Origin of the sequence: Nostoc sp. (assembly GCF_036919595.1) — a bacterium.
Classification (GTDB): Bacteria; Cyanobacteriota; Cyanobacteriia; order Cyanobacteriales; family Nostocaceae; genus Nostoc.
On record NZ_JBALCO010000101.1, the window covers coordinates 62840 to 77157 of the forward strand.

Consider the following 14318-nt stretch of genomic DNA (forward strand, 5'->3'; position numbering starts at 1 on the left):
GGTCGGGTTGTCGTTAAACCCTTACAACCACCACTCAATCAGACTTCTGAGTAACTTTCATCAATTTAATCCCTTCACTCTAAAGGTAAAACATCGTGGAAGCGGTTGTAATCAATGTAGCGATGTCCATCAGGTGTATGGTGGAAGATATCGACAAATTGATTGTTCCACAAAATCTCATTAGCACCATAACTATGACGGGCATTAACCACTTGTGCAACGGTTTCATCAATCCCACTCAAAGAAATGATCAGCGTAGTATTTGTCTGGGTTAACGATTCTGCTGTCATCCCATATAGAGGACTAAACTCATCAATGACATGCATCACTGACCAGCTTAACGTGAAGCTAGGTGTTTGGTTCCTCAGCAGTTTGAGATCGTAAAACCGACGCATGAACTGCCCTTCTTGGGTTACTTCGTCGCGCATTAAGTAGACTCGCATTTGCGCCTCCAAAATTGTATTGCGACGCTTATTAGCGGTACGAAATATCAGAGTTGGCATCGCCTCATGAGGTGTAATTACAGCAACACGGCTAAAAAGCACACGGGCTGTGGGTCGGGAGAACCGAGCAAACGCTAGTCCTGTCATCACAGCAATTCCCACCAAACCGATCATTGCTTCAATCGTGACAATAATGTTGGCGTAAGTTGTTTTAGGATACATTGCTCCATAGCCGATGGATGCTAGGGTTTGCACACTAAAGAAAAACACATCTAAAAAAGAGCCAGGTCGGGCGTTGGCAATACAATCTCCTCCTATCAAGTAAGCTAGGGCAAATAGAGCATTAATAGTTACATAGAAAGCACTAATCAGGATCAGAAAACTAGTCCAGGGAATCGTTAGCAGTAGATGGTAGGGATCGCGCCAGTAGGAATACCATGCACCCATACCCATAATCTCAAATTTTCCATCTTGAACTTGAATCTGAATAGGTGGAATCAGACGCTCTCGTTTCTTCCGTGAAAGTCTCTTCAGTCGAAATTTCATTGCAAGTGGTCAAAAGAACGGCAACTGCTTAGTATTGTAAATTAAGTTGCTTTGGAGACATTCCACTTACCCGAAAGAGAACAGAAATTTCAACTTTCTTTTCTTAAATTAGCAAAAAAATAGGGTGAGCAATACTCACCCTACTAATTGATCTTCTAAAAACTTATTTTTCTGGCTTTATTGATTGATCTTTAGAACAGCGGTCAAACCACTCCTGGTATTTTTTCTGCTGTGACTCATCTTCAACAGCAATGGTCACTCGCACCACCTTGCATCCATGATTTCGCTCTAGTGCGATCGCATTCAACAATAAACTAGCAGTTTTAGGCGAAGTAAATTCGCCGCTTACCGTTAAAGCGTTGTCAAAATGTGTAACTTCAAGTCTTTCTACTTGCGTCAAATCAATACCATCAATTTCCTCTTGCCCTAAATCAATTTCTGCGAGTTGTTTGTGTTCTGGGCTAATTTGTTCCACAATCAGCTTTTCACGCCGGACAGGAACTTGCAGCATCTGGGTTTCGATTACTTTGCGAACAATTACCTCACCAATTTTTCGCTTGCTGCTTTCAACAACTAGTCGTTCTTCTAATAAACGAATAATCTGTTCTTCGCTAGCCTCTTCTGAATTTGTTGCCTTAACTGGGCTATTTGTAATTCGATTATTGGCTAGTTGCTCAGTTGAGTTGCTATCGCCTGGTGTTTCTGCTTCTAAATATTCAGGCATATACTCGATTTCTGATTTGTTTAAGTCTATGAAAACAGATTTAGTCGGCTTGTCGATTTTTTTGATTCTCTGGCTCTGCAATCGAAATAAAGAAGGGCGTTTATCGGCTAATTGCTGATTATATTCTCCAGTTTGTTGATTCGCCTGGTTAGATATAACTAAGTTTAACCGACGATTAGCATCCACAATTAAATCATGAACTACTCCTACTAGCTGACCTTGCTTATCGATGACAGCAAAATTATTTACCTTCTTTTTCAAATCTGCTAGTGAGCTGCTAGTGCGAGAGTTCGAGTTTGCCTGTCCAATGTTTTTGGTCATCGGTTGGCTATTCATATGCAAAGTTTATGAACTACTTTTTACTTAGCTAAATTAAATGTAGTGCTGATTCTAACCTATCATAAGCACAGGTAAAGCTAATTTTACAGCCCCACCTGCACTGCGGCGAATTAATTATTAGTCATCAGCTAGTAACTAATGACTATATTTAGTTAGCGTTCTTCAATCGGAAGATTACCAGAATTCACATCTAACTCTTCACGACGCACAGTTTCTTGAGTTTCAACTGTCTCTTGATCTACCACTTTTTTAACTCTAACTTCTTCACGCAAAAATGCTTCTTTGCGAACATCAGGAGTTTCTTCGTGGATTTCAATCCGAGCAACTTCGCCTTCACGGAAATCTGCTTCGCGCCCAGAAACGGCAGTACCTGCATCTGCTGGAGTTACACGCTCAATCACAACTCGCTCTCTTTCTATCGGGATTGCAATCCGTGCAGTATCAGTCTCAACACGCTTACCAATCGATACTTCTCCAGTTTTTTCGCGTCGTTTACTGGCAATCAGCCGTTCTTCATACAATTTCAGAGTTTGATTCTCTTGCTCATTTAACCCAAACAAAGAAGGCTCACGTTCGTAAGTATAGTCATCACGGGTGTAAGTGGGCGTAGGCGTCGGTGTCGGTGTCAGTGTCGGTGTATCCAATGGTGCTAAAGCGTCTACAGGTGTTGAAGCCTCTACAGGAGGGGTGTAGTCTGTGGGTTGGCGATATACCCCACGCACCTGTTCTTCATAGTCATAATCAAGGGTTTGGCGTTCATTGAACTCAGGTAAACTTTCTGCTTGCTGTCTATTCAAGCCAATTGTGTAGACGCGATCAACGTTATAGTCGATCCGGGCACGACCAATTGGTAGTAACACTTTTTTACCAAAAATCCAGAAGCCTAAGTCAACCACTAGATAGCGGAAATGACCTTCCTCATCCACTAAAACATCGGTAACACTACCAATTTTTTCATCACTTCCTTGTGTGTAAACCCCAAGCCCATTAATATCCTGACCTTCAAAGCTATCCCGATAGTTAGGCTCAAAATCTGCTAATTTGTAAAGAACCATTATATTTTAACCTCAAAAATTTACTTGCCACATCCTAATGAATAAATTAGACATTTAACTACTTATTTACCTCCGTCTAGCGAATGAATTATTTAAAAAGTTTAATAATCAAAAGTTATAGATATTTTATGATGGCAGATAAACCATGTAAATACACAAAAGCATGGCGGTATGAAGTGCAATTTTGCATCTATACATCAATACAGTTCAGTTAAAAATAATTGTAAGTTGGATTGAACGAAATGAAACCCAACAAATGTCCGTTTAGGTTAGGTTTTATTCCTCAAACGCAACTTGCAAGGGCGCAGTGGCTCCCCAACCTACGCAATATATTTTATGTGGCTCTAATTCAAGTGTATTGATCTGTACATGGTTTATCAAAAGGTAAATTTTTCAAAGTACTAAGATACCCAATTTCTTAGAGGTTGTTTGAAAAGTCTAATTTATTACTTATACCAATTCTATGTAAGGTTAGACTCTATCATTCAGAAGTGATCGCATGATCATATTGTTGCAATTTTCTAAGTGAATTTTTATATATACAACTAAGTTAATAAATTTCATGTTTACACAACCTGAAAACTAAAGCTAAAACTTGCCCAATTATTTACATCCAAGATATATGAGTCGGCTGCTGTGCCATTCATCTCCGTTTTGAGGGCGCTGGCATTATGTAAGTCTTGTAGCAAAGCTTGTGCAACGTCTAATGGATTCAACAATGGGCTAATCGGTTGTTCTTCGGCTGTGGAATATTTAGTAGTGTTCAGGGCGGCGAGAGTTGCACTAAAGGGGGCAGTACTAAAAATCAATTGCTGTTCACACTCAGAAGCTGGCCCTGAAATCACCCATTCGGAAGCAGCATTAGTTTGGGGTAGGGTAACGGTTTCACCTGGGGCGATGACGACTTGTTGGATGAGGGGTTTGGTGTCGGCAGTGTTTGGTTCTTGGGGGTTCCAAGAGTAGAAGGTAATTGCTGTATGATTATTGTTTAATCCCAGCAAGATTAAATATACCGAGCGATCACTCTGGTTTTCCACTCGATATTGCATTCGACTACCAACAGGTACAACGGGAGTGGGGAGTGATTTTTTAATCGAATCAGTTTTGAAAGTTCGTGCTGTTTGGCGCTGCATGACGACGCGAGGCGATATCTGACTAATTATTTCTAAGGTTGCCTTCAGAGCCAAGCGGGAAGAACCTTGATTTTCTGTAAGTCGCCATAACTTGGCTGCAAGCAGGGTTGATAATTTTGGCGCTAACTTTTGTACTGTTAACTTTACTGCTTCTCCTACTTCCCCATTGGTATTGGGAATTAGCTCGCCATCAAGAGAAAATAGACCATAATGACTGGAAATTTCCTGTTGCTTGGCAAATAGATAATCAGATGGTTTTTCTCCTGCTACTACGGTGGATACATGCGAAAATCCAGCAAAGGCACTTGTAGCGTCTACCCGCTCAATTCTTTCTAATCCGGTATCCAAAGCTATTGTTAAATTAATATTTCGGGGTAAAACCCGGACTGCTTCTTGGACGAGTTGCCCGACTTGGAGGGAATTTGCACCTTCAATTTTATAAATTTGGGCTTTTGCAGTTAACCCAGTCCGCGCTCGCAATATTAATTGCTCTGTTGTTTCTAGGGTGAATCGAGAATTCACTCCGTAGTATAGCAGCACTTGTGGAGGTAATCCTGCTAACCACAGGTGCACGGTTTTGCCGTCTTCTTCAATGGCACTCACCGCGCCTTGGGCACCGATGATACCGTCTGGTAGTAGAGACGTTACATCTGGATTTTTCTGATTACTTAATAACGCTGGTTGCTGTTTACTACCCAATTTGGATAGAGAATTTTCCACATGAGAGAGGGCGACTTGAATTGTGGTGGCTGGGGTGAATTCCCACAAATACTGTGTCAAGGCGTAGGTAAATAACCCGGCACTAAAACCAGAAAAAAGTCCTTCTCTCGCTGACTGCTTTGGTTCTGAGGTAGCTGCTAAAACAATCGGAGTACTGGGTAAGTTTTGAGTTTTAAGTTTTTTGAGAAAGTCGAGTTCCTCTGCTGCTAACTTTCCTAGTGACTCCTCAAGGGTGCGAATTTTTAATCCTAATAATGTGCTAGGAGCATAAAAGCTAGTATCTAATACTGCTGTTACTCGGTCTGTGGGGAGCGATCGCAATAATAGCAGTAGAGTTTCTTCTAATATATAGTTGACTATTTTCTCATCTTGTGACTTTTTATTTACATTGGCTGCCACCAGAGCATTTTGCATTGGATCTGGCGATGTTTCCAATTTGACACGGCTACCATAGCCGCTAAAGTGAAATACGACCAGATCACCGGGTTGAGCTTGCTTGCCCAAGTGCTCCAAAAAAGCCGTCTCAATGAATTCCCTGCTAGCTTCTTCCTCAGTTAAGGTTAAAATATCTGACCCTTGGAAGCCAAAGCGGTGAATCAAAAGTTCTTTTTGTAGTTCTACATCCGTCAGACAACCACTGAGGTCTGGAATTTTTGGGTATTGGTTAATACCTATTAATAAAGCCAACTTGCGCGGACTGGGTTGTGCCAAAGCCTGATAATAGCGATTTCCCAATGTCAACCACTCAGCTTCAGTTACCCCCAATACCGCGAGTATTGAGCCAATTCTGTGTAAAAACGTGCGCCGTTTCATAATTAGCTATCAGCCCTCAGCCCATCAGCTAGCAGCTTACAGGAGTTACAGTTTATGCTGTTTGCTTGTTGAGCAAAGTGTGGGTAGTGGGGGAGATGAGGAAGATCAGGGAACAGAGTGAGAAAGAATAACTAATGCCCAATACCCAATGCCCAATGCCCAATCCCCTAGACAGGTACTTCTATCCGCATTGCCCGTGCCAACTCTGCCGCCACCTCTGGACGGGAAAATTCTGGTGGAGGTAACTCACCGCGCCGCAGCATTTCCCGGACTTTTGTCCCCGATAAATGAATGCGTTCCTCTGGCTTGCTGGGACTGGTTTTAGATGTTGCCATCTGCTTAGTACGCAGGCAGTAGAAAGCGTGTTCAAATTTCATCGGCACAATGCCCAATTCACTTGGCTCAAACTCGTCAAAGATGTATTGAGCATCGTAAGTGCCGTAATAGTCACCGACGCCAGCATGATCTCGTCCGACGATAAAATGAGTACAGCCGTAGTTTTTGCGGACTAAAGCATGAAAAATTGCCTCACGAGGTCCAGCATAGCGCATTGCGGCTGGATTAATTGCCAAAACCACCCGGTCATCAGGGTAGTAGTGTTCTAGCAAAATTTCATAGCAGCGCATTCGCACGTCGGCAGCAATGTCATCATCTTTTGTAGCCCCTACCAATGGGTGCAAAAAGAGTGCATCTACTGTTTCCAACGCGCACTTTTGGATATATTCATGAGCGCGATGAATGGGGTTGCGAGTTTGGAAACCAACAATGGTTTTCCAGCCATTTTCTCGAAACATTTGCCGCGAGGCAGCCGGATCAATTTGATAGGTGGGAAACTGGAGATGAGGTTCGCGTTGCAGTAGCCAAATATCGCCAGCCAGATGTATTAAACCTTGGTTATAGAGTACCTGTACACCTGGATGATTGGCATCATCAGTGCGGTAGACCTTTATTGCTTCGCGGGTTTTGTCGTAGTGGTATTTTTGCGTGAGTTGCAAAACCCCGATAAACCGACCGGCGGGGTTATCCAGACGGAGCAAGTCGCCTTCTTTCAGGCGAGAAGCGATTTCTTCGCTTACTGATAGTGTAATCGGGATTGACCAAACAAGACCGTTAGCTAGTCGCATTTCTGTAACAGTGCGATCGTAGTCTTCTTGGTTCATAAAACCCGTCAGTGGACTAAAAGCACCGATCGCAATCATTTCTAGATCAGAAACGGCGCGATCGTCAAGTTGCACTCGCGGCAAAAAGTCAGCTTTTGAGAGAAACTCTGCTCTTTGTTCTGGTGTGGCGATCCGGTTAACCAACTGTCCACCGTGGGGGGCTATGGCATCTGGATTGTGACTCAACGTAATCCCCTCTTTGTATTAACTGTTATTGTTTCAGATTATGTACTAACTTATCAAATGCTGGTACTGAGAGAAAAAGAGTTTGGGGAATGGAGGAAAATTTTGCAACTAGCCTGTAAACGATCTGATTAGGTTACCCTAAAGCTAACCCCACCTCAAGTTTGAGAATAGTTCCTTTATAAGGAAAATGCTTATGACTGCTGTATCCCCCGTTGTTAAACCTGTTAGCCAAATGCGGCTAGCACCTGGTAGTACAGTGAATATCCAGGATATCAGTTGGGAGGAATTTGAGTCTATTTTGCAAGAACTGGGGGAAAAGCGATCGCTACGAGTTGCTTACAGCAAGTCTACGTTAGAAATTATGGTTCCTCTACCCGAACACGAAAAATCAAAGGACTTAATTTCGGATATTGTAAAAATCTTGCTGAAAATTGCCGGAAAAAGTTATGAACCCTTCGGTTCAACTACCTTCAAGCGGGAAAATACAGCAGGGGTAGAACCAGATGCTTGCTTCTACATCCAAAATTACCAAAGAATGATTGGTCGTCGCAAACTAGAACCAGATGATCCGCCTCCTGATTTGGCAATTGAAACAGATGTGACATCAAAAACAACTCTTGATGCTTACGAAGCGATCACAGTTCCAGAACTATGGATTTACAATAGTAAAAAGCTGAGAATTTATTTACTCAGAGATGGACATTACATCGAATCTGATCACAGTCCTAACTTTCCAAATATCCCTCTAACTCAAATTATTGCCGCTACAATTGAACGAGCTTGGCAAGTAGGAACCGTACAAGCTTTGAAAGAGTTTGAAGGGGCATTAGATAGAAGTAGTTTTTGATCGAGAGTACGTATATTTAGTTCGCCGCAGGTATCGCTTTTGTTCATTGAGCCTAATATGGCAATAAATGGCATAAATTGCCATACAATAATATTATGAAGGAAAAATTAGGGAAGTAGTGCCAGTGAAAAGTATAAATATATCTCTTCCTGACGCGATGCGGACTTATATAGAAGAGAAAGTGGCGACTGGTGGCTACAGCAGTGTCAGTGAATATTTCCGTGAGTTAGTGCGCCAAGACCAAAAGCGTCAAGCGGCTGAACGTTTGGAAACGATGCTTTTAGAAGGTCTAAATTCTGGCAATGTAACTGAGATGACTCCTGACGATTGGGAAGATATACGCCAAGCTGTGCGAGAAAGAATCGCCAAGCATAAAGGGTCAAACTAAGGTTAATGAGCGACGTAAGCAAACGACCGCAAGTCATCCGCGATTTGATAGAATTAGCAACTTATATTGCAGAAGATAACTTGGAAGCTTCATATCTTGACATTATTAAAACTAATTTTTTAAGAGAAGCTTCTTTTATCTGCACTCGTAGATAAGGCTCGATTAGGTCATTTAGTGCTTCATCTGTTTCTAACCTTATTAAAATAAGTTCATTTAAATTTGCTTGTGGAACTGCTCCTTTAAAAAGATCATTCATTACTACTTTTGTAAAATTTTGATCTTCACAAAGCTTTCTTACAGATAACAAATCTTTTAAAGGAAGGGTTTTAAGTTTATTAATTTTCAAGAAATCCAAAAATTAGCATTTATATTAGAAACAAAATTTCCCTCCTCACTTACGCAAAGAGGGAAGGTTTTGGTAGTAACTAAAACCAGGGTAGGGTTCAACTAAACTGTTCAATAATTCCGCCACCTAACACTTTCTCCCCGTCGTACCACACCGCAGCTTGTCCGGGGGTGATGCTGATTTGGGGTTCATCAAACACCAAACGCACGCGGGAGTTTTCCAACGGAATCACCGTCACGGGTGTAGCCGTTGAACGATAGCGAATTTGTACTTCGGCATGAATTGGGGTTGATGGTTCAGCAATAGAAACCCAGTTTACCCGTCCGACAGTGCATTCTGGCTGAGTTACCTTAGTGCGATCGCCTACTACTACTTTATTATTTTCCGCATCTAATTCAATCACATATAGCGGTTCGGCAGCAGCAATCCCCAAGCCTTTGCGCTGGCCAATGGTGTAGTGATGGACACCATCATGCTGTCCCAAAACTTTGCCTGTGACATCTACAATATCGCCTGTTTTGGGAGCTAAATATTTATCTAAAAATGCCCGCATGGAACCGTTACTTTCCACTAAGCATAAGTCTTGACTTTCTGGTTTATCAGCAGTTTTCAGTCCGTATTCAGTCGCAATCCGGCGCGTGTCAGTTTTTTCTAGTTCGCCCAGAGGAAATATCGTTGCTTTTAGTAAATCTTGAGACAAATCATAGAGAAAGTATGACTGGTCTTTGTTGCGGTCAATAGCCCTTAATAATTGGTAACGTCCAGTTGCTTCGTCATAGTTAATTCGGGCATAATGACCAGTGGCAATGCGAGCGCATCCCAATTGTTCATGGGCATACTGCACCATTGGCCCAAACTTCACCGTTTTATTGCACTGGGAGCAAGGCAAAGGCGTGATCCCAGCACTGTAACCAGTCACCAGGTAATCGACAATATGCGTCTGAAAGAGATCCCGAATATCCACAATCTGATGGGGAACGCCCAACTGTTCACAGATATCAGCCGCGTCGATCATACCTTCAGAGCAACATTGACCTTTGCCTTTCATTAGCCAAAGAGTCAAACCAATCACTTCATAGCCCTGATGGTGCAAGATAGCTGCGGCGGTGGAACTGTCAACGCCACCAGAAAGACCAACGACGACTTTTTTCATACAAACACGACACGATATGCGTGGTTGTACCATTGTAGCACACACTCTTCAAAGCCTTGCTACCAAAGCACTTCAGTTTTTCAAAGCCTTTCTATTTTTAGGAGAAAGAAATGGAGGTCAGGTCAGAGTGTATTGTATTGTATAGAAACGAGAAGCGCTATAGTTGCTACAACAGTGAATTAATTAGTTCCTGATAAAAATTGCCTATAAATATTTTGACTACTTTCTAACTATTTATGTCGAGAGAAATGCTAAGTCAATTTATCCCATTTCAGATGCTACACCGAAGTTCTGAGGGTTGGAAGCCCACTATTAGACTTCTCCCCTTGTTAATGGGAGGATGGTTAGTGCTGATTCCCAACTCTACCTCAGCACAAGCACAAATCCACAACAACGTGCTACTGGCTCAAGAAGCAGGTGAAATACCGCCACCGCCAATTCCCTTTGGTCAACAGCCATCACCGCAGTTACAAACAGTACAAAATAATCAATTTGAGCAGAACTTTCAGCTCTCCCAAACAGTACAAAATAATCAATTTGAGCAGAATTTTCAGCCCTCCCAACCAGTACAAAATAATCAATTTGAGCAGGACTTTCAGCCTTCTCAACCTGCACAGTTTAGTCAATATAACCAGAACTTTGAGCGCTACTCAGTTTACGTTGATAGTAGTGATTTCCAGACGCTACAAGCAATCCGTCGGATTGAACCCAGTGCTTACATTCGCTACTATCAAGGACGGAATGTAATTCAGTCAGGAGTTTTTAACAGAGTATCTAACGCCCAACAACGGGTTAGAGAGCTACAGTCACGAGGCATTTCTAATGTACGGATCAGCTCCCCTAATGGACAGGAAATATATGGAGGCAATAGAGGCGATCGCAGTAATATAAATCCTCCAAAGCAAGCCTCTAGATATTATGTCGTCATTCCCACCACTCAACAAGAGTTACCTGTGATCGCAGCAAAAATTAGGCAGAATCTAGGCGCATATAGTCAAGATTTAGGACGATCTGGCGCAGTCCTCGAAAGGACGCAACCACGAGGGCCACACGTAGCAGTAGGGCCTTTCCCTAAGCGATTCCAAGCTCAGGAATGGAATAAATACCTGCGAAATGTAGGATATGGTAATGCCAGGGTTTACTACGGAAAGTGAATAAGTTCGTAGTCATTCAATTTTCGATTTTTAATTTGGGATTTTGGATTGAATGAAAAATCTAAAATCCCAAATTCCTCTCCCAGAGCAACTACATGAAGGTATGTAGTTAATCTAAAATCTAAAATTTAAAATCTAAAATCCAAAATTGAGTCATTCTCTCGATTTTTAACGCAGTGATTCAAAAATTACTGCTGTTGTAATTAAACACAACAGGATAATTCCTAGTGGAAGCAAAAACTGTTGTAAAAGGTACAGCAGTATGGGGATGATTTGTAAGATACCTAAACCACTGGATAAAACGTAGGCGATCGCAATGCCAAATAGCACCAACAAGAAATATTTCAAAGATTTAGAAGCAAAGCGAAATAGAAGCGTATCCTGATTTGTGCCCATAATTTTAGTTACGAAAATTGCTGAATTTTTAACAGTGAATATTCTTTTTAATTTCCCATGTCCCATTTTAAAAAGGAGGATTTGGGAAATTATGCATAGTCTGAAGATTAATTTTAATATTGAATAATTACCTGACTTGGTGAATTATTCAAAGACTGTTGTTGCCTTTGTGGCTCGTTTTGCTTTTCATAATTAATTAATAGTTGGAACGAAATAAAAAACCCCAACAACAGCAGCAAAAATGAGCCTAAACCAGAGGGATATTTATTTATTTCTCGCTCAACACCACATTTGAGGCAAACATATCTATTGGGATTACGTGTATCTTGGGCAAAGGGGCAGTGATTTTGATTGCAATCATGATGACAATCTTTGTCTAACATCATTGAACCTCCTGTAGCGTAAAGCCTTACATACTTACTTGTAAATATGCTCTACAGAATCTAATTAGTTAATAGCTACTGCCTGTTTAGTAGACACCACTTTCGTCAGTCATTAATATGGGAGAGAAACAAATAATATCTGTGATTTACTAAGCTTGCAGTAGTCGCGCTCTCTAAATCTCTCCTCAACCACCTTTTCTTGGCGCTTAACTTAACTTCGCCTGTATTAATTACAATAGTAATACAGCCCAGAATGCTTGGCAGTCGGATAAAGTGAGTTACCTACCGAGTAGGAAAAAGTATTTTGTACTATAAAGGGTAGGAAGAAGTAGTAAAAATATGGTTATAATGAATTACAAATGATACATCAAGCTAGCAAATGGGTGCAGAAGAGGGCTTAGAGTTTCTAGATAACTTGGTTTTTCTCAAGACGGGAGAACATTTAGATAAAACTCAAAGGATTATCTTGCGTCATTTGTGGGAGGATGAAAAGCGGACTTACCAGGATATTGCCAGTAGCCGTGGTTACACTGAAGCGCATTTAAAAGCAGTTGGCGCAGAACTTTGGCATTTACTGTCAAAAGTTATAGGGGAGAAAGTCTCAAAATCTACCTTCCAAGGCGTGGTTCAGGGGTTTAAAACAACTCAACAGTCGCAACAAATCTCCCAGATTCCCAATTTAGCAGGCAATGACGCTAAACCTCAAGATTTAGATTTTAACTTTGTGGGGCGCGATCGCCAAATAGCTGATCTCCACGCCCTTGTGAGTCGGGGAGCAAAAGTTCTTCTCATCCAGGGTGAAGGCGGCGTTGGTAAAACCACCTTTGCACGTAAGTATTTTAAAACTCAAAAGTTTAATTTTGTACTGGAACTGTGGATGGCCACAGAAATCCAAAACCTCACTCCTGTGGAGAGTGTGGTTGAGGAATGGCTGCGGCGATACTTTAAGGAAGAACCGGGATGCGACTTTGGTATCAGCTTAGAACGATTACGGCGCAAACTCCGAGAACAAACTTCTAAAATTGGTGTATTTATCGATAATCTAGAAACTGCTCTGGATAAAAATGGCAAGATTCTCGAATCTCGTCGCCCTTATGTTGAGCTATTGAGACTATTAGCAGATCAGGATGTGCATTCAGTTACTTTAGTAACAAGTCGTGAGCGTTTGCGGGAGTCAATTGTAGAGGTTCATCTCTATCCACTGGAAGGTTTAGATGATCAAGCGTGGCGACAGTTTTTTAGTCGTCGCCACATAAATTGTGATTCTACTATTCTCAGTGAAATGTGCAGAGCTTATGGAGGTAACGCCAAAGCAATGCAAATTCTCCGAGGAGCAATATTGACAGATTTTTATGGTGATATACATGCCTATTGGCAGGAAAATTGTACAAGTTTATTAATAGAAAGAGAGCTAAAAGATTTAGTCGCCAGTCAATTTACCCGTCTCCAAGAAAATGACTTAGAAGCCTATCGTCTCTTGTATCGTTTAGGATGCTATCGTTATCAAGATATTACTTCATTACCTATTGAGGGAGTTTTATGTTTGCTTTGGGATGTTCCAGAAGAAAAACGTAGAGGTGTAATTAAAGCTCTGCAAGATTTGTCTTTAATAGAAGCGAAAAAAGGACAATACTGGCTGCATTCTGTAATTCGTGATGAAGCGATTAGTAGGTTAAGGTTAGTCAGTCAAGAATGGGAATTAGTAAACCGAAAAGCCGCAGAATTTTGGACGCAACGAGTTACAGCCATCAAAAATATTACAGATGCTTTAACCGCTTTAGAAGCTTACTATCACTATGTAGAAATTAGTGATTTTGAGCAAGCTGGTGATGTAATTTTACAAGGGCGAGGTAAACAGTGGAGTATAGGGTTGCCTTTGGGCTGCTCGTTTTACCAACTAGGACTGCTCCAGAAAAATTTTTCTGTCATTAAACGGATAATAGACGATATAAAATCGCCAGAAAGATTAATTAAACTTTATAATATACTTGGGTATACATATCGAATTATCGGGTGTATTAGAGAAGCTATAGAATGTTATGAAAAATCAGGAAAAGTATTGGGCGAATTAGATGTCAAAACAAAAATATCTATTTTGTTCAATACAGGGCTTTGCAAACTTGAATTATGGGAAATAGAAGCAGCCGAAGATTGTTTTAATTCTGTTTATAGCCTTGCTGAACAAAATAGCAACCTTGATGATTACATGGCATATGCTCAATGCTGTTTAGCTTTGATAAAATCACGCTCTGGTAGCAGAGAAGATGCTTTTCATCTTGCTGAAAATGCCTTTTATACCATGTCATCATCAACTAGAGTGACTTTATGGGGAATAGGGCATAGTTTAGTAACTCTCTGCTTAACTTATAAAAATTTAGGTAATCTTGAAAAATCCTTTGAGTTTTGCCAACAAGCTATATTTCATTCTGAAGAAAACAGTAACTGCCTAGCTAGTAGTAATAGAGGAAAGGAAAACAGAGACATTACCTTCTAAAGCATCAGTAATAACTTCGAGGAGATTAAGACCATGCT

13 protein-coding genes are annotated in these 14318 nt (G+C 41.1%); 4 read left to right on the plus strand and 9 right to left on the minus strand.

All coding sequences use genetic code 11. The annotated features are described in order from the left end of the window. Nucleotides 1-74 precede the first annotated feature (74 nt). From V7K21_RS15345 to sat, 5 genes are all read right to left on the minus strand, one after another. Nucleotides 75-989: an ion channel gene (locus tag V7K21_RS15345; RefSeq protein ID WP_335175615.1), complete on the minus strand. Its 915-nt coding sequence runs from the start codon at nucleotides 987-989 to the stop codon at nucleotides 75-77. A 163-nt stretch (nucleotides 990-1152) separates the two neighbouring features. Next, nucleotides 1153-2034 (minus strand): YsnF/AvaK domain-containing protein, encoded by an 882-nt coding sequence (locus V7K21_RS15350; RefSeq protein WP_335175617.1) that lies wholly within the window; start codon nucleotides 2032-2034, stop codon nucleotides 1153-1155. A gap of 170 nt (nucleotides 2035-2204) precedes the next feature. After that, a complete protein-coding gene (locus tag V7K21_RS15355; RefSeq protein WP_335175619.1) occupies nucleotides 2205-3107 on the minus strand; it encodes a DUF2382 domain-containing protein in 903 nt (300 codons plus the stop codon). Between the two features lie 566 nt (nucleotides 3108-3673). Next, nucleotides 3674-5773 carry a caspase family protein gene (locus V7K21_RS15360; protein WP_335175621.1) on the minus strand — a complete coding sequence of 700 codons (2100 nt, stop codon included), beginning with the start codon at nucleotides 5771-5773 and terminating at the stop codon, nucleotides 3674-3676. A gap of 167 nt (nucleotides 5774-5940) precedes the next feature. Then, on the minus strand, nucleotides 5941-7119 hold the full coding sequence (gene sat / locus V7K21_RS15365) for a sulfate adenylyltransferase (RefSeq protein ID WP_335175623.1): 1179 nt from the start codon (nucleotides 7117-7119) through the stop codon (nucleotides 5941-5943). A 193-nt stretch (nucleotides 7120-7312) separates the two neighbouring features. Between sat and V7K21_RS15370 the strand changes: the two genes are divergently transcribed. Then, nucleotides 7313-7966, plus strand: a complete 654-nt coding sequence (locus V7K21_RS15370; RefSeq protein WP_335175626.1) for a Uma2 family endonuclease — start codon at nucleotides 7313-7315, stop codon at nucleotides 7964-7966. A 124-nt stretch (nucleotides 7967-8090) separates the two neighbouring features. Beyond that, nucleotides 8091-8354, plus strand: a complete 264-nt coding sequence (locus tag V7K21_RS15375; protein WP_335175628.1) for a type II toxin-antitoxin system ParD family antitoxin — start codon at nucleotides 8091-8093, stop codon at nucleotides 8352-8354. 61 nt (nucleotides 8355-8415) lie between these two features. On the opposite strand, the gene V7K21_RS15380 is transcribed toward V7K21_RS15375, so the two are convergent. Further along, nucleotides 8416-8700 (minus strand): hypothetical protein, encoded by a 285-nt coding sequence (locus tag V7K21_RS15380; protein WP_335175630.1) that lies wholly within the window; start codon nucleotides 8698-8700, stop codon nucleotides 8416-8418. A 97-nt stretch (nucleotides 8701-8797) separates the two neighbouring features. Then, entirely contained in the window at nucleotides 8798-9853 is a 1056-nt protein-coding gene (gene mnmA, locus V7K21_RS15385) for a tRNA 2-thiouridine(34) synthase MnmA (RefSeq protein ID WP_335175632.1), read from the minus strand. Nucleotides 9854-10089: 236 nt separating this feature from the next. Here mnmA and V7K21_RS15390 point away from each other — a divergent pair, with 236 nt between their 5' ends. After that, the gene (locus V7K21_RS15390) at nucleotides 10090-11007 is read left to right on the plus strand and encodes a hypothetical protein (RefSeq protein ID WP_335175634.1); all 918 of its coding nucleotides are present in this window, start codon (nucleotides 10090-10092) and stop codon (nucleotides 11005-11007) included. Nucleotides 11008-11175: 168 nt separating this feature from the next. Here V7K21_RS15390 and V7K21_RS15395 read toward each other — a convergent pair whose 3' ends face one another. Both V7K21_RS15395 and V7K21_RS15400 read right to left on the minus strand, forming a co-directional pair. Further along, a complete protein-coding gene (locus V7K21_RS15395) occupies nucleotides 11176-11403 on the minus strand; it encodes a hypothetical protein (protein ID WP_335175636.1) in 228 nt (75 codons plus the stop codon). Between the two features lie 113 nt (nucleotides 11404-11516). Beyond that, a complete protein-coding gene (locus V7K21_RS15400) occupies nucleotides 11517-11789 on the minus strand; it encodes a hypothetical protein (RefSeq protein WP_335175638.1) in 273 nt (90 codons plus the stop codon). Between the two features lie 376 nt (nucleotides 11790-12165). Between V7K21_RS15400 and V7K21_RS15405 the strand changes: the two genes are divergently transcribed. Then, nucleotides 12166-14280 carry an AAA family ATPase gene (locus V7K21_RS15405; protein ID WP_335175640.1) on the plus strand — a complete coding sequence of 705 codons (2115 nt, stop codon included), beginning with the start codon at nucleotides 12166-12168 and terminating at the stop codon, nucleotides 14278-14280. Nucleotides 14281-14318: the final 38 nt, after the last annotated feature.